Source organism: Volucribacter psittacicida (assembly GCF_004339025.1).
GTDB classification, from domain to species: Bacteria; Pseudomonadota; Gammaproteobacteria; order Enterobacterales; family Pasteurellaceae; genus Volucribacter; species Volucribacter psittacicida.
Map to the genome: position 1 here is coordinate 19725 of NZ_SMFT01000007.1, position 16316 is coordinate 36040.

At 38.4% G+C, this 16316-nt stretch carries 15 protein-coding genes; 11 read left to right on the top strand and 4 right to left on the bottom strand.

All coding sequences use genetic code 11. From position 1 onward, the window contains the following. Positions 1-18: 18 nt before the first annotated feature. Positions 19-1686: a ribonucleoside-diphosphate reductase subunit alpha gene (locus tag EV694_RS10275; protein WP_132692203.1), complete on the bottom strand. Its 1668-nt coding sequence runs from the start codon at positions 1684-1686 to the stop codon at positions 19-21. After that, entirely contained in the window at positions 1673-2650 is a 978-nt protein-coding gene (locus EV694_RS10280) for a ribonucleotide-diphosphate reductase subunit beta (protein ID WP_132692205.1), read from the bottom strand. The genes EV694_RS10275 and EV694_RS10280 overlap by 14 nt, the downstream gene beginning before the upstream one ends. A gap of 577 nt (positions 2651-3227) precedes the next feature. Here EV694_RS10280 and nrfA point away from each other — a divergent pair. The 9 genes from nrfA to EV694_RS10325 all read left to right on the top strand — a co-directional run bounded on the left by nrfA (position 3228) and on the right by EV694_RS10325 (position 11957). Then, the gene (gene nrfA / locus EV694_RS10285; protein WP_132692283.1) at positions 3228-4718 is read left to right on the top strand and encodes an ammonia-forming nitrite reductase cytochrome c552 subunit; all 1491 of its coding nucleotides are present in this window, start codon (positions 3228-3230) and stop codon (positions 4716-4718) included. Positions 4719-4805: 87 nt separating this feature from the next. After that, on the top strand, positions 4806-5408 hold the full coding sequence (nrfB, locus tag EV694_RS10290) for a cytochrome c nitrite reductase pentaheme subunit (protein ID WP_424580067.1): 603 nt from the start codon (positions 4806-4808) through the stop codon (positions 5406-5408). Then, positions 5405-6079: a cytochrome c nitrite reductase Fe-S protein gene (gene nrfC, locus EV694_RS10295; RefSeq protein ID WP_132692209.1), complete on the top strand. Its 675-nt coding sequence runs from the start codon at positions 5405-5407 to the stop codon at positions 6077-6079. The genes nrfB and nrfC overlap by 4 nt, the downstream gene beginning before the upstream one ends. After that, the gene (gene nrfD / locus EV694_RS10300; RefSeq protein WP_132692211.1) at positions 6076-7041 is read left to right on the top strand and encodes a cytochrome c nitrite reductase subunit NrfD; all 966 of its coding nucleotides are present in this window, start codon (positions 6076-6078) and stop codon (positions 7039-7041) included. The genes nrfC and nrfD overlap by 4 nt, the downstream gene beginning before the upstream one ends. A gap of 23 nt (positions 7042-7064) precedes the next feature. Beyond that, positions 7065-8969 carry a heme lyase NrfEFG subunit NrfE gene (nrfE, locus tag EV694_RS10305; protein WP_132692213.1) on the top strand — a complete coding sequence of 635 codons (1905 nt, stop codon included), beginning with the start codon at positions 7065-7067 and terminating at the stop codon, positions 8967-8969. After that, positions 8962-9498, top strand: coding sequence for a DsbE family thiol:disulfide interchange protein (locus tag EV694_RS10310; protein ID WP_132692215.1), 537 nt, complete (start codon positions 8962-8964; stop codon positions 9496-9498). The genes nrfE and EV694_RS10310 overlap by 8 nt, the downstream gene beginning before the upstream one ends. Then, the gene (gene nrfF, locus EV694_RS10315) at positions 9488-9952 is read left to right on the top strand and encodes a heme lyase NrfEFG subunit NrfF (RefSeq protein WP_132692217.1); all 465 of its coding nucleotides are present in this window, start codon (positions 9488-9490) and stop codon (positions 9950-9952) included. Before EV694_RS10310 ends, nrfF begins: the two co-directional genes overlap by 11 nt. Then, positions 9952-10773, top strand: a complete 822-nt coding sequence (locus EV694_RS10320) for a tetratricopeptide repeat protein (RefSeq protein WP_132692219.1) — start codon at positions 9952-9954, stop codon at positions 10771-10773. Before nrfF ends, EV694_RS10320 begins: the two co-directional genes overlap by 1 nt. After that, a complete protein-coding gene (locus EV694_RS10325) occupies positions 10770-11957 on the top strand; it encodes a BaiN/RdsA family NAD(P)/FAD-dependent oxidoreductase (RefSeq protein ID WP_132692221.1) in 1188 nt (395 codons plus the stop codon). Before EV694_RS10320 ends, EV694_RS10325 begins: the two co-directional genes overlap by 4 nt. Positions 11958-12049: 92 nt before the next feature. On the opposite strand, the gene EV694_RS10330 is transcribed toward EV694_RS10325, so the two are convergent. Continuing rightward, positions 12050-12583: a methylated-DNA--[protein]-cysteine S-methyltransferase gene (locus tag EV694_RS10330; RefSeq protein WP_424580066.1), complete on the bottom strand. Its 534-nt coding sequence runs from the start codon at positions 12581-12583 to the stop codon at positions 12050-12052. 74 nt (positions 12584-12657) lie between these two features. Beyond that, a complete protein-coding gene (locus tag EV694_RS10335; protein ID WP_132692225.1) occupies positions 12658-14061 on the bottom strand; it encodes an outer membrane protein transport protein in 1404 nt (467 codons plus the stop codon). Between the two features lie 265 nt (positions 14062-14326). Here EV694_RS10335 and EV694_RS10340 point away from each other — a divergent pair, with 265 nt between their 5' ends. After that, a complete protein-coding gene (locus EV694_RS10340) occupies positions 14327-14617 on the top strand; it encodes a YfcZ/YiiS family protein (RefSeq protein WP_132692227.1) in 291 nt (96 codons plus the stop codon). A 230-nt stretch (positions 14618-14847) separates the two neighbouring features. Then, complete coding sequence (locus EV694_RS10345; protein ID WP_132692229.1) at positions 14848-16017, top strand: sugar transporter; 1170 nt, start codon at positions 14848-14850, stop codon at positions 16015-16017. The last annotated feature ends 299 nt before the right edge of the window (positions 16018-16316 follow it).

The following is a 16316-nucleotide window of genomic DNA, read 5'->3' on the forward strand; positions in this document are numbered from 1 at the left end:
AAATATACCGTATTTTTATTACCCTTCACAGCTACTACAACTCAACAAATTACGATTAAACACCTGTGCCGCACTCATAGAGTATTGATAATAAATGGATTTCAGTCCTAATTCTTCTGCGGTAAGGTAAAGTTTATTTAGATCCCTTGCTGGTGTTGCTGGGTGGATCATAATGTTAATACTTTGCCCTTGGTCAATGTATTTTTGTCGTTGTGCCGCTTGTTGAATCACGCTTAATTGGCTAATTTCAGAGAAAGTTTTGAAGACTTCTTTTTCTTGTTGAGATAACTCCTCAAGATGTTGAACTGAGCCATCATTAAGTAGGATACTTTCCCAAATTTGTTCATTATCCAAGCCTTTTTCTTGCAATAATTTTTGTAAGAATGGGTTTTTATAAACGGTTTTAATTTTGGCTAAATCTTTTACATAATAGTTAGATTTAAAAGGCTCCACTGATGGCGATACACTACCCAAAATAAAACTACTGGATTTGGTTGGTGCAATACTCATTAAGGTGGTATTACGGCGTCCATAGCCTTTTAATAACTCAGGTTCACCAAAGCGTTTCGCTAACTCTTGTGAGGCTTTTAAGGTTTTTTGTTGCAAGGTTTTAAAAATCAAATTATTTTTTTGCATTGCTTCAAAGCTATCAAAAGCAATATTATTGGCTTGCAAATAACTATGCCAACCTAATACCCCTAATCCTAAGGCGCGATGACGGCGTGCAAAACGGTTAGCCCGATCTAAGAATGGAATTTCAGCACTTTTCTCAATAAACTCTGACATCACCACATCTAAGAAATAGGTCAAGACTTCTGGTGCATCCGTATCTTTCCACTCATCAAAATAAAGTAGGTTCATTGAAGATAAGCAGCAAACGAAACTTTCATCATTGCTGGCAGGTAGCATAATTTCGGTACATAAATTAGAGGCGTGTACCACCATATTTTTATCTTTATAGACATCAGGACGCCCTGCGTTAGCGTTGTCCTTAAAGAAGATATAAGGAATCCCTGTTTCGGTTTTACGCTGCAATAATTTTGCCCAAAGCTGGCGTTTATAAGGATCACCGGCTTTCATTGATTCTAGCCATTCATGCCCAACACAAACCCCATAATACATTAATTGAATAGGGTTGCCCTCAGTATGAATATCTAACCATTCATTAATATCGCCATGCTCAATATCAATGTAGCCCGCAAATTGCCCTTTGCGTGATGTGCCTTGTGAAATTACATCAATAACGGTATCAAATAATTTGCTGAAATTGAATGAACCATCGGATTTACCATTGTTTTTAATGGTGCTTCCACGTGGACGAATATCGCCAAAATAGGCTGATGTGCCACCACCAATTTTACTCATCATACCCACTTCGGCGGTGGTAAGCATAATTTCATGAATGGAGTCGCCAATATAGCTACCAAAACAAGAAATCGGTAAGCCACGATCTAGACCGAAGTTTGACCAAATTGGCGAAGATAAGGAAAAATAACCTCTCGCCATATAATAGTAAAATTTATCGGCATAGCCCTCGATACCTAATTTTTTTTCAGCATAATCCGCAATAAAGCGAATACGATCAATGGCAGTGGTACCTTCCAATAAATAGCCACGTTGCAAAAACAAACGGCTATCATCATTAAGCCAGTGGAAGTCTGGGCGTTCAGTATTAGAATAAGTCATCGGCAGTAATTTGTTTCATTTTTTTACTATAATCAGTACTACGTTTGTTAAAGAAATCTGTTTCTTTAGTTGAAAGAATTTCTATATCAAACCACTCAGTTTGTTTTAATTCCTGCTCATTTACAGAATAAATCGGCTCCAAACCTAAAGCCACTAAAGAGGCGTTATAGCGATTGGTAATATAATTTTCTACCGTACTACGCTTAATAAAACTTAAATCTCCTTGCTCAAAAATCCAAGCCAGAATACTACGCTCTGCCTCAAGTGCTTGATTAGCAAGTGTTTTTAATTCAGCATAAAATTCAGCGGTAAAGAGATCGCTATGCTCTTTAGCCAGAATATCATAAAGGGCAATACCAAAACGCCCATGAATTTCTTCTTCTTTTGAAGTGGCTTCTACCGCATTAGAAATGCCCTTAAATAAATTTTTATGTTTATTAAAAGACATCATAATTAAAAATTGTCCAAATAAGGAAATATGTTCCACAAACAGCGAGAAAAGCACCAAAGAAAGCACAAAGCGATCCTTGCCTGCATCTTTATCACGCATAAAGTCTTCCATATAACGAATACGATTCATTAAAGGTTCAATTTCAGTAATTTGTGAAAACATTTGATTTAAGCCGAGCTTTTCTAATAAGAAAGAATAAGCATCTTTATGGCGTACTTCACTTTCCGCAAAGGTGCCGCCGACATCATCAATTTCAGGCTTAGGAAAATAACGGTAAAGATCGCCCCAGAAACGTTTCACATTTACTTCAATTTGTGAAATCGCGAGCATGGTGCGGGTTAATACTTGACGTTCGTGATCATCAATGTTGGTGTGATAATCTTGTATATCTCCAGTGAAGTTAAATTCAGTATGTAGCCAGTAAGAATGGCGGATAGCATCTTTAAATTCAAGGAGTTCTGGGTATTCATAGGGTTTAATTTGAATACGTTTTTCAAAGAGATTGCGAGCCATAGTTTTTGTTTAATAGATTGATAGTTGATGAAACTCTATATTGTATTCATATTTTTTTGCAGTGCAATTCTTGACAAAAATATTAGATTAAGTATTGAACTGAGAGTGCTTGATTTTTAAAGAAAAATTTTTATTATTTTTTATCAGTATATAGTGTTATAGATTGGCTTACTAACTAGATATAGTAGTTATTAAATAGTAATGCGAAATCTCGTCGCATTTTTATAGTGCGATTTGCTTTAAAATACCTACCACATCGTAGACTTTGTGCCATTTTAGACATCTCCTCTTGCCTAATTTTAAATTGAAACGACTACAGTTTATAAAACCTTAAATAAAATAAATGTAAAACTTACCGCACTTAATGATAAGTGCATACCTCTTTATAGGTATAAACCTATTATAAATTAAACACTTAGCTTAAAAAAATTGATCAAAAACAAGGAAAGTTCACATAATTGAGCAAGCTATAGGGGTTTTTGGTATTTTAGCTTTGCATAAATTTAAATTAATTATTTATCTTATTGTTTTTAATGATAAATATTCTCATTTCTAAATGACATCTTATCCATTAACCATGGTTAAAATTTATGGAGTAATTATCGTGAACGTCCTAACTAAGAGCCTTGCTATAACAACAGCTTTGTTAGCTTATATGTTGCCATCACAAGCTATTGCAGAGTTTAAATATACCCCGATTGAACAAGAAGTTAAGCCTGCTAATCCTGAGTTGGTTGTGGAGTCTGCAAATCATCAATTTGCGGAAAAATATCCAAAACAATATCAAACTTGGGCAGATACTGCGCAATCTGATGCCATTGATTCGGTAAATGTGGAAGATCCTCGTACGGTGATTTTATGGGCAGGATATGCTTTCGCTAAAGAATATAATAAACCGCGTGGGCATTTCTATTCTGTGATTGATGTGCGTAATATTTTGCGGACAGGTGCACCTGGTGTAACAGGCGATGCGCAGCCTATGGCTTGTTGGACTTGTAAAGGCCCTGATGTGGCTCGTTTAATTGCAGAATGGGGCGAAGAGGGCTATTTTAGTGGTAAATGGTCAAAAGGTGGGGCTGAAGTGGTAAATGCCATTGGTTGTGCTGACTGTCACGATACAGGTTCAGAGGAGTTTGCTCAAGGTAAACCTGCTTTAAGAATAGCTCGTCCTCATGTATTAAGAGCCTTAGATAAATTAGATATGTCTTTTAATGGTTTAGATCGTACGGATCAACGTGCGGCAATTTGTGCTAATTGCCATGTGGAGTATTATTTTGCGGGCGATTTAAAACAAGTGACCTTCCCTTGGGAGAAAGGGGTAACGGCTGATGCCATTGAGCAACATTATGATGAAATTGGCTTTACTGACTGGACGCATAAGATTTCTAAAGCCCAAATGTTAAAAGCGCAGCACCCAGATTATGAAACTTGGATGTTGGGGATGCATGGGAAAAATGGGGTAACCTGTATTGATTGCCATATGCCAAAAGTTAAAGGGGCGGACGGTAAAGTCTTTACCGATCATAAAATTGGTAATCCGTTTGATTCATTTGAGAACACCTGTGCAAATTGCCACGATCAGAGTAAAGAAACCCTACAAAATATTGTGAAATCTCGTAAAAAAGAAATTAAAGACGTGATGGTACGTTTAGAAGATCAGTTGGTTCACGCACATTTTGAAGCACAAGCCGCTTGGAATGCTGGGGCGACAAAGCAAGAAATGGAACCTGCTTTAGTGGATATTCGTCATGCACAATGGCGTTGGGATTATTCTGCCGCTGGGCATGGTGGGCATATGCACGCACCTGAGGTAATTTTACATGTGTTAGGCACTGGCTTGGATAAAGCGGCGGATGCTCGTGTGAAACTCGCTCGTGTTTTAGCCAAACATGGGGTAACAGAGCCAGTGAAAATCCCTGATATTTCTACGGCGGAAAAAGCCTGGGCAGCCACAGGTATTGATATTGATGCTGAACGTAAAGCAAAAGATGAATTCTTAAAAACAGTGGTACCTCAATGGGATAAGGAAGCAAAAGCGAAAGGCTTACTTCCAGAGGATAAAAAATAATTTAAAAAGCGACCGCTCTTTTAGGTTGTATAAAGTGCGGTCTGTTTTCCCCCTATTTTTGAGGTAAAAACAATGTGTAGAAATAAGATGATTCATTCTATTAAGCAGGTTTGGTATGCCTTGGGCTTAGTATTCATGGCATTGTTATCTATGAATAGCCAAGCAAATGATGGATTAAGCTATGAGCCTTCCTTAGAACATCAGCGTGATCCTAATCAATATTGTGCTAAATGCCATAAATTTGAAGGCGAGGAGGGGCAATCTGGTGGTGTTTTTCACGCAGGTAAATTTCATGGTATTCATTTAAGCAAACAAAGCCCAAATACTGGTGAGCCGATTACTTGTGTAAGTTGTCATGGCAATATTAGTGAAAATCATCGCCGCGGTGCAAAAGATGTGATGCGATTTGAGGGCGATATTTTCGGCGAGAAATTGCCGATGTATAGTGCGGAACAGCAAAATCAAGTGTGCTTTGCTTGTCATCAACCTGATAAATTACGCGAAACCCTATGGGCACATGATGTACACGCGATGAAATTACCTTGTGCAAGTTGCCATACCTTACACCCGAAAAAAGATGCGATGTCTGATATTCCTCATCGTGATCAAGTGAAACTTTGTGTGGATTGTCATGGCAAACAGCAACAGCGTTTAGAACAAAAACTGGAACAACAAAAGGATAATCAATGACTTGCTCACGCCGAAACTTTATTGCTGGCATGGGAGCCTTAGCTGTTGTGTCAGGTATTGCGGGGAAATCCTCTGCAAAGGAAAATCAATCCAGTCAAAAGATACGCTATGCCATGGTGCATGATGAAACCGCTTGTATTGGTTGCACCGCTTGTATGGACGCTTGTCGTGATGTCAATAATGTACCTGAAGGGGTATCTCGACTAGAAATTTTACGCAGTGAACCCTATGGCGAGTTTCCTAATCAGAAATATCAATTTTTCCGCCAATCTTGTCAGCATTGTACCAATGCCCCTTGTGTGTCCGTTTGTCCTACAGGGGCGTCTTTTATTGATAAAAGTACAGGTATTGTTGATGTGCATAAGGATCTGTGTGTGGGTTGTCAATATTGCATTGCAGTATGCCCTTATCGTGTCCGTTTTATTCACCCTGTGCATAAAAGTGCGGATAAATGTAATTTCTGCCGAGATACCAATTTAGCCCAAGGTAAACAACCTGCTTGTGTGGAGGCTTGTCCAACCAAGGCGCTGACCTTTGGCGATATGAATGATCCACAAAGTGCGGTGGCAAAAAAAGTAAAAAGCAATCCTGTTTATCGCACCAAAGTGGAGCTTGGTACACAACCTAATTTATATCATATTCCATTCCAATATGGGGAGCCAAGACGATGACCTTAGATTATCCTGTTCCTTTTCATACCCCTAATTTAGTTTGGGATTCAACCATTGCCATTTATTTGTTTTTATTAGGCATTTCCTCAGGGTCATTATTATTGGCGGTTTTATATAAACGTCATCGTCAATTAGCCAAACCTAGCGAAAATTGGATTATTCGTAGTGCAGCGATTTTAGCCCCAAGTACAGTGATTATTGGATTATTGTTGTTAATTTTCCATTTAACCAAGCCTTGGACGTTTTGGTATTTAATGTTTAATTACCAATTCAATTCTGTAATGTCTATGGGGGTAATGCTATTCCAAATTTATATGGCATCGGTATTTGTTTGGATCGGCATTATTTTTCGGCAAGAAATTGGTGCGCTGTTGCAACGCTTTATACCTAAATTATCCTTTGTGGTAAATTGGCTTAATGTTTTACAGCGGTTTGAGCGTTGGTTAGAGTCATTATTATTGGTTTTGGCAGTATTGTTAGGGGCTTATACGGGCTTTTTATTGTCCGCCTTAATTAGCTATCCAATGTTAAATAACCCTGTATTGCCTGCTTTATTCCTTGCCTCAGGTTCGTCATCAGGTATTGCTATGGTGTTTATCCTGATTTTAACCCTAGGCAAATTGAAAGGACATTCTGACGAAGTCCATTTTATGCATAAATTTGAAGTGCCAATTATGCTGGCGGAGCTATTCCTAATTGTGTGCTTTTTTGCTGGCTTGCATTTTGGTGGCGGACAAAAAACCGTTGCCATGTACAATGCCTTGAGCGGATTTTGGGGCGGTATTTTCTGGATAGGCATTATGTTTATCGGGATTTTAATTCCTTTGCTGGGAAATCTCGCTGTCAGCGATAAATTAAAATATAATCGCCATTTTATTATTTTTGTCTCCATTTGTGATTTAATTGGCGTATTATGTTTGCGTTACTTTATTCTTTATGCGGGACAACTCACCATCGCATAACCACTTAATCAATGGATAACGAAATGATTGCAGAATTAGGTTTTATTGCATTAATTTTTACCACTCTGTTTGCATTATTGTTATCCATTTTGCCCCATATCGGCATTTATAAACATAATGCTCAACTTATCAGTAGTGCGTGGAATTTAAGCTATTTAGTGGCTTTATTTAGCATTATTGCCATTGCCTGTTTAGTTTATGGCTTTGTGGTTAATGATTTTTCCTTAGAATATGTTGCCGCCCATTCAAATTCTCAACTCCCCCTGTTATTCAAAATCGGCGCAACTTGGGGCGGGCATGAAGGTTCAATGCTTTTTTGGCTATTTTCTCTGAGCTTATGGCTAACCGCCTTTGCTTGGCAAAGTCGCCGTTATGATCCCCTTATTGCCGCCCGTTCTCTGGCGATTCTTGGGCTAATTTGCCTCGCTTTTTGCCTATTTATCTTATTATTATCCAATCCCTTTATCAGATTATTCCCTTCCCCTTTAGAAGGGCGTGATCTCAATCCAATGTTGCAGGATATAGGGTTAATCTTTCATCCGCCATTACTCTATTTTGGCTATGTGGGCTTTGCCGTTAATTTTGCCTTGACCTTGGCGGGCTTACTCAGCGGACATCTTGATGCCGCCTTAGCACGTTGGATACGCCCTTGGGTACTGGCATCTTGGCTATTTTTAACCTTAGGTATCGCCTTAGGATCTTGGTGGGCTTATTACGAACTCGGCTGGGGCGGTTGGTGGTTCTGGGATCCTGTGGAAAATGCTTCATTAATGCCTTGGTTAGTAGGATTAGGCTTATTACATTCTCTGATTGCCACCCAACAACGCGGGATTTTTAGTTATTGGACAATTTTATTATCCATTTTTGCCTTTGCTTTAAGTGTATTAGGCACATTTATCGTGCGTTCAGGGGCATTAACCTCAGTACACGCCTTTGCCATTGATAGTGCCAGAGGCGGTGCGTTATTATTACTGTTTTTCTTATTGTTAGTCATTGCTCTCAGCTTATTTGCTTTTAAAGTCAGACTCGTCAAAAGCTCTGCTCGTTTTCCCTTACTCAGCAAAGAAAGCCTACTTCTCTTTGTCAATATTTTATTGAGTATCTCCACCCTTTGCGTTTTCCTTGGCACATTCTACCCTATGCTATTTAGCATCCTAGGCTTAGGCTCAATCTCCGTAGGAGCACCTTATTTTAATAGCCTATTTACGCCCCTTATTTTTCTCGCTTTATTGGGTATGTTATTGGCATTATTGGCACATTGGAAAAAATTTGCACAACGCCGTTTCATCAAATTAAGCCTGCTATTATTGCCAGCATTAGGATTAAGCACCACCATTATTATGCTGCAATTATGCCAAGAAGCGAGCTTAAGATTTCATTTCTCCGCCTTTATTTTCGTCAGTCTAGCCTTTTGGTTATTGCTGGCTTGTTTATGGCAAAATTGGTTTAAGTTGCCTTTACAACGTAAAGCGATGTTGGTGGCACATCTAGGCGTGGCGGTTGCTGTTATCGGTGCCGTTATGAATAGTTACTATGGTAGCGAAATTGGCGTAAGATTAAAGCCTCAACAAAGTGCGGTGTTAAATGGTTATGAATTTCGTTACCTCGGCTTTCGCAATGAATTGGGCAAGAATTTTACCAGTGAAAAAGCCATTTTTCATATTTATAAAAATAACCAAAAACTGACCGCACTTTATCCCGAACGCCGCCATTATGATGTAAGAACGATGAATATGAGCGAAGTAGGTTTACAACGAGGCTGGTTTGGCGACCTTTATATTGTGATGGGCGATAAACTTGCCCCCAATGAATTTGCCTTTCGCTTACATTATAAACCCTTTGTGCCTTGGCTATGGTTTGGTGGATTATTAATGGCAATAGGGGCATTACTTGCCCTATTGGCTTTATGGAAACAACCTAATGAATAGAAAACTTTTATTTCTGCCACTTATCTTGGTTATCGCCATTTGTGGCTTATTATTGGCAGGCTTACAACAAGATCCCCGAAAAATCAGTTCGGCATTAATAGATAAAGCCGTTCCCGAGTTTTATTTAGCGGATTTAATTGAGTCACAACAACAACTCACTCACCAACATTTGCCCCAACAATGGTATATTCTCAATGTTTGGGCGAGTTGGTGTACCGCTTGCAAAATAGAACACCCTTTTTTAACCCACTTATCACAACAAAATATCGCCATTGTGGGGTTAAATTACCGAGATAAACGACAAAATGCCTTAGAAATGTTAGCCAAAATGGGCAATCCCTTTACGCTAAATTTATTTGACCCACAAGGTCTATTCGCCTTAAATCTCGGCGTGGACGGTGCCCCTGAAACCTATTTAGTGGATCAATATGGCATTATTCGCTATCGCCATTCAGGTTTACTGGATCAACAAAGTTGGCAACAACATTTTGTACCTATTATTGCAAAATGGACAAAAAATGAAGAATAAATTACTGATTATACTCGGGTTATTACTCAGTATCGCTGTTCAAGCTGAAATGGTGGACACTTTCCAATTTTCTAGCCCAGAACAACGCACAAGAGCGGTCGCCTTAGCCAAATCCTTACGTTGCCCCCAATGCCAAAATCAAAACTTGGTCGAGTCAAATTCGCCTATTGCTTATGATTTACGTTTAGAAGTGTATCGTATGATTGAAGAGGGCAAATCTAATCAGCAAATTATCCAACTGATGACTGACAGATTTGGGCTTTTTGTGCTATACAAACCGCCCTTACAATGGAATACCCTATTATTATGGGGCTTGCCCTTATTGCTATTAGCCTGTGGTCTAATGATGATGATTTACCATATTCGCCGTAAATCCAACATAACGCAAACATCATTAACGCCGCAGCAACAACAAGCCCTCGCTCAATTACTTGCCCAAAAGGATAAACAATAATGCTATTTTGGTTTGTGCTTATTTTATTTAGTTTATGCACTTTTGTTTTGCTCTGTGTGCCAATGACCAAGTTTATTGATTGGCAAAAAAATCATCGCCAACAAACTAACATTGCCCTTTATCAAGCCCAACAATCCGCTGATACTGAACTCAGTCAAGAAATGGCACAACGTTTACTGCAAGATGAACAATATAATGCGACCCATCGCCCCCTAAGTGCGGTGCGTTTTCGCCCAATTTTTTCATTTTGCTTAGCCTTATTAGTATTAGCTACCGCCTTGACTTATTACTTTAGCCTCCCTCGCTATCAACAGGTACAACAAGGATTACAAGCCAATAAAGCACAACAAGCCGAATTAATGCAAAGCAATAGCCAACAAAAAAATGATAGACACCTCATTAACGTACAAAATCGGCTAAGACAAAACCCCAACGATGGCGAAAATTGGTATCAATTAGGGCAACTTTATTTATTTAACAATGAATTTGCTAATGCCTTAGAATCCTTTCAGCGAGCAAAACGCTTACTGGGCGACAAACCCTACATATTAGGCGCAATCGCAACGGTTTTATATTATCAAGCAGGGCAAAAAATGACCGAACAAACGGAGCAAGTGCTTCAACAAGCCCTTGCCCAAGATCCGCTAGATACCGCTAGCTTATCTTTACTCGCCTCAGAAGCCTTTTTAAATGCCGACTATGCACAAGCCTTAACCATTTGGCAACAAATTTTAGATAGTGGACGCAGTACAGTGGAACGGCGTAGTATAATCCAAAGTATGCAAATGGCAGAAGGATTACAACGAGCAAGACAACCATGAACAGCGAAATTATCATTATTGGCGCAGGTGCCGCAGGTTTATTTTGTGCTAGCCAACTGGCAAAAGCAGGTAAACAGGTTACCATTTTAGATAATGGCAAAAAAATTGGACGTAAAATTTTAATGTCAGGAGGCGGCTATTGTAATTTCACCAATCTTGAAATAAGCCCACAACATTATCTGAGCCAAAATCCCCATTTTGTAAAATCCGCCTTAGCGGGGTTTAACCAATGGGATTTTCTCGCCTTAGTCGCCGAATATGGCATAGCCTATCATGAAAAAGAACAAGGACAATTATTTACCGATCAAGGGGCGGAACACATTGTCGCTATGTTACAACAAGAATGTCAAAAGGCAGGTGTAAGTATTTGTTTACGTCAAAAAGTAGAACAAGTTACCGCCACCGCTCAAGGTTTCCAATTACAAGCCAATGGACAACGATGGCAAACGCCACATCTCATCATCGCCACAGGCGGGTTATCTATGCCAGCCCTAGGAGCAAGTGCCTTTGGCTATCAAATTGCCGAACAATTCGGCTTAAACGTCATTACCCCAAGGGCAAGCCTTGTTCCCTTTACTTGGCGAGAAAAAGATCAATATTACACCGCACTTTCTGGCATATCCTTACCTGTCAGCGTAAAAAGCCAAGTAGGACAATCTTTCAATAACCAACTGCTATTTACCCATCGAGGGCTATCAGGCCCCGCCATTTTACAAATTTCCAACTACTGGCAACCAAATGAAAGCATTGAAATTGATTTACTCCCACAACAGCCTATTGACCAGTATTTAAGCCAATTACGCCAACAATCGGCAAAATTACAATTAAAAACCGCCTTAAACCGATTATTCCCCAAAAAACTGGTGGAATTATGGTTACAACAAGGACACATTCAAGATCAAAGCCTCGCTAATTTAAGCAACATACAATTAAAAAATCTGGTTAATCTTATTCATCATTGGCAAGTTACCCCAAATGGCACAGAAGGCTACCGCACCGCAGAAGTCACCCTCGGCGGCGTGGATACCCACGACATCTCCTCAAAAACCATGCAAGCCAACAATGTAAAAGGGCTTTATTTTATCGGCGAAGTGCTAGACGTCACAGGCTGGCTCGGCGGCTACAATTTCCAATGGGCATGGAGCTCAGCTTATGCTTGTGCTAAGGGGATTATTGGGGAGTAAAGATTTTTATTCCTTTGATTCAAAAGGGCGGTGAGTTTTAAATTAATTTTTTCTACCAAGTCCCTTGAAAAAGGGCTTTGTAGTTTATTTCATTATACATAATACTTCTTCAACAATTTTGGTTTGACAAACTCCACACCTTTATCAATATAATCAATATGCTCAAGAGCGAGTAATTGACGTTTAACAGGAAGTCCGCCTCCAAATCCCGTTAAAGTACGATGTTTTCCCAAAACACGATGGCAAGGAATAATAATACTAATTGGATTACTTCCTACCGCACCTCCCACGGCTCGAATGGCTTTAGGATTATTAATTTTTTCAGCAATACTGGCATAACTCGTGGTTTCACCATAAGGAATTTGTTGTAATACTTGCCACACTTGCTGTTGAAAAGGTGTACCTTGTGGAGAAAGAGGAAGCGCATTAAAATTAACTTTTTCTCCAGCAAAATAGCGGTCAAGACATAATTTTGTTTGAATAAAAACAGGTAATTGATTATTTTCTTGCCATTTGGGATTTAGGTCGCTTTGTTCAAGCTGAAAATCTAAATTGGTTAGCTGATTATGCTGTGCCAACATTAATAATTTACCAACGGGAGAAGGATAATAACTGTAATAAATCATAATGATCTCACTTTAAATAAATAGAAAAAGCGTATTTCTAGGAAATACGCTTATTATCTTATATTGATGAGCAATTAGAAAAGATAATTTAAATTTAAGCCATATAAATTAGCACTTGCTTTTGAGGTATAGTTGGCTTGTACTGTAAGGGTATCAGCAATAGTGGTTTGTTCAATAAATTGAACTTTTTTACCCCGTAAATGAGCATAGCCAAAGTCTATTGAAAGTGTTGGAGTAAAACGATAGGTAAAGCCAGCACTATACCAAGTTCTATCTGTATCTGGGATAGAAGCACTTGCATGAGAGCGAGGTGCTGCAGCTTCATCATAAGCAATCCCTGCTCGAACTGTTAATTTTTCATTAATATCGTAACTTGCCCCTAAAGCTATACGTGTATTATCTTGGTAATTTTCGGTTTTTTGAAAAGCTTGCTTACCATCATTATAGACCCCTCTTAATTGATTAAAACGGCTCCATTCCGTATATTTCCAACTATAATGCACCGCAAATTTATCCGTTAACTTATGGTAACCCGAAATTTCCCAATAAGCCGGTAGTTTGAGTTTTAAACGACCTATTCCAGTGTAATTGATATCGATACCTGTGCTAGTTAGTTGTACACTCTGGGCTGAGTTATCTTTAAAATTAAGATCATAAGCGGAATGATAAGCAAAGCCAATGCGGTTATTTTCGTTAAATTCATATAATAGCCCCGCATTCCAACTTGCTCCCCAAGCATCGCCTTGTAAACTAACCAATGAGGATTCAGGAGTTACTTGAGAATTAAGAGAATTTAGTATAGCGAGTCGTTCTCTACTAATATTTTGTACCAATGTTGGATTTTGAGCTGCAATGCCCATTGCATTATTTAAAGCTGTATCAATAATCCCCGCATTACGTTCAATTTTTGCTTTTGCATAAATGACATTTAGCCCTAAACCTGCACTCCAACCTTGAGAAATTTTATAAGCCCCACTTAAATTAAGATTAATGGCAGTTAAATCCGTAGTTCCACCAAAAATCCCTGCATCATAATCATCAGCATATTCACTTTTTAATCCAAAATTTACATTCATACCACCACCAACACTAAAACGATCATTGATAGGGGTAACAAAATACAGGTTAGGAACAAAGGCTCCGGGAACAACATTTTTCTGGCTAGCATTAGCATTAGCTAGGGTAATTGAGTTTCCAGCAAGGTTTGCTTGGGCATTAATTTGACCATCTAAATGAATACTTGAATCAATATAAACGCCCCCCACTGAAAAAGCATTTTGTTTAAATTTAGTCATTAAAGCAGGATTAGTGGCAACAACGCTCGCACTTTCGGCAATGGCAGCCTCCCCAGCATAAGCTCGCCCTAATCCCTCCGTTGAGACTTCGGCGAGTTGGAAAGCAGCAGAAAAAGCACCACTTGAACTGGTTAACAATGCAGTGGCAAATAATGTTTTACTAAATATGCGAGTCTTATTCATATTTTTGACCTTAAAATAATTAATGTAACTTTTTCTAATTTTATTAATATGTGTTATTAAAGGCTCGGATTGTAAATAAGCTGTTAGCTTGGTGCAAATTTATTTTATTGATTTTTATGCTGTTCCGACCAGTGAATACGCCACAAGAAAATGTTTTCATCTTCACATTGCTTTGATATGGATCAAAAGCCAAGCATAAAAAATAGCAAAATATTATTAACTTTTGCTACACTAAAAACCATTTTTCAGCTATTAAGGGAGCCTTATGAGTGATTTAAGATGTAAAGCAGAAGAAGCAAAAGCCTGCTGTTGTGTCGATGTTGGTACAGTGATTGATAATGAGGATTGTGGCGTTGATTTTAGTCAAATATATGATACTCAACAACAAGCCGAACAAGCATTAACTTATTTAACAGAAAAAGCAAGACAAGCAGAAACGGATCCTTGTGAAATTCATAGTGAAATTACGAAAGTGGAAAACGGTTATCAATTAACCGCGCATTTTCTCTTTTCCTGCCAAGCTGAAAGTATGATTTTTCAGTTGTCTACGCGTTAAATAGCCTTCCACTTTAAAAATAATACGGCGTGGGAATTTTCGCCGTATTATTTGTTTTTCTTTAGCGTACCGCCTTGTTTTATTTTAAATTGAAATGACTATTATAAACGGAAAATATACCGCACTTGGTTTTGTAAGATAGATGGTGTTGCATATTTGTTTGTTTTGTTACAGACACTTTAAAATAAAAAGTGTATAATTATCAGTTTTATTCATTCTCGGAGCAAACTATGTTATCAAAACAACAAGCACAACGTATAGGCTATTATCGTGTGATTGCATTTGCTTGTGCGGCATTTATTTTTAATACCACAGAATTTATCCCAGTGGCATTATTGTCGGATATTGCACAAGGCTTTGCGATGCCCGTATCACAAACAGGTTTAATGATAACGGTTTATGCCTGGATTGTGTCTTTAATGTCCTTACCCTTTATGTTAGTAACCGCTAAACTAGAGCGGCGGCGTTTATTAATCAAAATCTTCTTATTATTTATCGCTGGGCATATTCTGACGGTGTTTGCTTGGAATTTTTGGATATTATTACTAGGACGTATAGGCGTTGCATTGGCTCATGCCTTATTTTGGGCGATAACGGCGTCATTGGTAGTGCGAGTGGCGCCAAAAGATAAAAAAACACAAGCACTCGCCTTATTAGCCCTCGGCACCGCATTAGCCTTAGTGTTAGGTTTACCTCTTGGGCGTATTGTTGGGCAATTATTTGGCTGGCGAATAACCTTTGCCCTTATTGGAGCTTTTGCCTTGCTGATTATGCTTGTTATGATCCGCTTATTACCTAGTTTACCGAGCAAAAATGTAGGTTCAGTCAGCAGTATTCCTGTATTGTTTAAACGTCCATTATTAGTGGGATTATATTTATTAACGATGATTATCGTGACGGCACATTTCACTGCCTATAGCTATATTGAACCCTTTGTGCTGAACATTAGCCAAATGTCAGGCACAATGGCAACCTCTTTATTACTGGTGTTTGGTTTATCAGGCATTACCGCTAGCCTTATTTTTAACCGTTGCTATCGTTTTAGCCCCAATAAATTTTTATTGTTGTTATTAGGCTTATTAGTTGTTTCATTATTGCTGTTATTGCCATTAAGTCATCATAGTTTTGCGATGTTTATTCTCATTTTTCTGTGGGGGATTGGCATTTCTGGTATAGGCTTAAGTTTACAAGTCAGAGTGTTACAACTTGCCCCCGATGCCACTGATGTGGCAATGTCCATTTATTCAGGGATTTACAATATCGGCATAGGAGCTGGAGCATTAGTGGGTAATCAGGTTATGCAACATCTCGGCTTAGGGCAAATTGGTATGGTGGGGGGCATCACTGCCAGTATTGGTATCCTGTTATTTTTATGGGTGAATTGGTATTATAATAAGTAATTTTATGTATTTTTGGTAAAATTAAGTAAACTTAATTTACGCTTTTCTTGGCAAAATCCTGTCAGCTTGACAGGATTTTTACTTTAGATAAAAAACTTTATTAAAATCCACTTTGCTTTAATTACAAAAATTATCTCAATTCTGTTTTGGGATAATACTTCATTGGTACACACCTTGTAGTGTTATTTGTATATTATTTTCAGCGTATTATCTTACTTTATTTCAAATTTAAACGACAATAAAATATCTGGCTATTTATACAGTTTTTATTTATCATATAGCCCATTATGCCGATAAAT

Coding starts and splice junctions, on each gene's coding strand:
- nrfD (WP_132692211.1), top strand. CDS start 6,076: ATGACCTTAGATTATCCTGTTCCTTTTCATACCCCTAATTTAGTTTGG.
- EV694_RS10340 (WP_132692227.1), top strand. CDS start 14,327: ATGAGTGATTTAAGATGTAAAGCAGAAGAAGCAAAAGCCTGCTGTTGT.
- EV694_RS10330 (WP_424580066.1), bottom strand. CDS start 12,583: ATGATTTATTACAGTTATTATCCTTCTCCCGTTGGTAAATTATTAATG.
- nrfB (WP_424580067.1), top strand. CDS start 4,806: ATGATTCATTCTATTAAGCAGGTTTGGTATGCCTTGGGCTTAGTATTC.
- EV694_RS10345 (WP_132692229.1), top strand. CDS start 14,848: ATGTTATCAAAACAACAAGCACAACGTATAGGCTATTATCGTGTGATT.
- EV694_RS10280 (WP_132692205.1), bottom strand. CDS start 2,650: ATGGCTCGCAATCTCTTTGAAAAACGTATTCAAATTAAACCCTATGAA.
- nrfF (WP_132692217.1), top strand. CDS start 9,488: ATGAAGAATAAATTACTGATTATACTCGGGTTATTACTCAGTATCGCT.
- nrfE (WP_132692213.1), top strand. CDS start 7,065: ATGATTGCAGAATTAGGTTTTATTGCATTAATTTTTACCACTCTGTTT.
- EV694_RS10320 (WP_132692219.1), top strand. CDS start 9,952: ATGCTATTTTGGTTTGTGCTTATTTTATTTAGTTTATGCACTTTTGTT.
- EV694_RS10335 (WP_132692225.1), bottom strand. CDS start 14,061: ATGAATAAGACTCGCATATTTAGTAAAACATTATTTGCCACTGCATTG.
- EV694_RS10275 (WP_132692203.1), bottom strand. CDS start 1,686: ATGACTTATTCTAATACTGAACGCCCAGACTTCCACTGGCTTAATGAT.
- nrfA (WP_132692283.1), top strand. CDS start 3,228: ATGGTTAAAATTTATGGAGTAATTATCGTGAACGTCCTAACTAAGAGC.
- EV694_RS10325 (WP_132692221.1), top strand. CDS start 10,770: ATGAACAGCGAAATTATCATTATTGGCGCAGGTGCCGCAGGTTTATTT.
- EV694_RS10310 (WP_132692215.1), top strand. CDS start 8,962: ATGAATAGAAAACTTTTATTTCTGCCACTTATCTTGGTTATCGCCATT.
- nrfC (WP_132692209.1), top strand. CDS start 5,405: ATGACTTGCTCACGCCGAAACTTTATTGCTGGCATGGGAGCCTTAGCT.